This window comes from Protofrankia sp. Cr1, assembly GCF_963555865.1.
In the GTDB taxonomy this organism is placed as follows: Bacteria; Actinomycetota; Actinomycetes; order Frankiales; family Frankiaceae; genus Protofrankia.
On record NZ_CAUVXO010000321.1, the window covers coordinates 2,140 to 2,864 of the forward strand.

The following is a 725-nucleotide window of genomic DNA, read 5'->3' on the forward strand; positions in this document are numbered from 1 at the left end:
ATCCGCCGGGCTGTGGCTGAGCATGCTGGCGGACGTTGAACAACAGGGTACGAACAGCTGTCTGCCACCCGCGGCGGAAGACGATGGCCGCGCCCGAGGCCATCGGGATGGTTGTGGCCAAGCCCGGGTTTCCCCAGCTGGACGAGGCGGTTCCGGCAGCGACGAAAAGCATGGCGCTGATGAGAAAGAGTACGCCGGATGAAAGGTCGACAATGCCGAGGCAGACCTCGTCGAACCGCCCGCGTTGCCAGCTGCGCCGGCTGACCACGGCCGCCTCCGCCAGGAGCAGGCTCAGAGATACGACCGTGAGCATTCGACGGTCGGTGATGTCGAGAATCAGCGGCAGACCCACCGCGAGCTGGATGATATTGAAGCAGCGCAGGCCGATGTAGGTGATGACCAGCCCACGCTCGACCCCGGCTTCGGATGTGGGCAGTGCGCAGATTTTGTCAACAGACAAACCATGGACACACTTCTATCATCAGATCATCGACAATAAATGTCGACGCTACCGGTTCGGGGGTGTGGGTTACTTTGGGATTTTCCAGGTCCGAACGCGGGTCATGTTCCGTTATTGTGGTCAACGTCCATCGTGGTCAACAGCGGGTGTCGGGGGAGCATCAGCCGTCATCTGGTCGCGAACGAAAAAAGTCAGGAGCGCAGGTGGCCGTGTGTTGCAGGGCGTGCGAGCGCGCCGCCGCCGTACTGGTCGGACTGGCCGTGCT

The 725-nt window shown here is 61.8% G+C and carries 1 protein-coding gene; it reads right to left on the bottom strand.

Annotation, left to right across the window (positions count from 1 at the left end; all coding sequences use genetic code 11):
* On the bottom strand, nucleotides 1-460 hold a 460-nt coding region (locus tag U9980_RS20230; protein WP_322769356.1), incomplete at its 3' end, for a hypothetical protein.
* Between the last annotated feature and the right edge of the window lie 265 nt (nucleotides 461-725).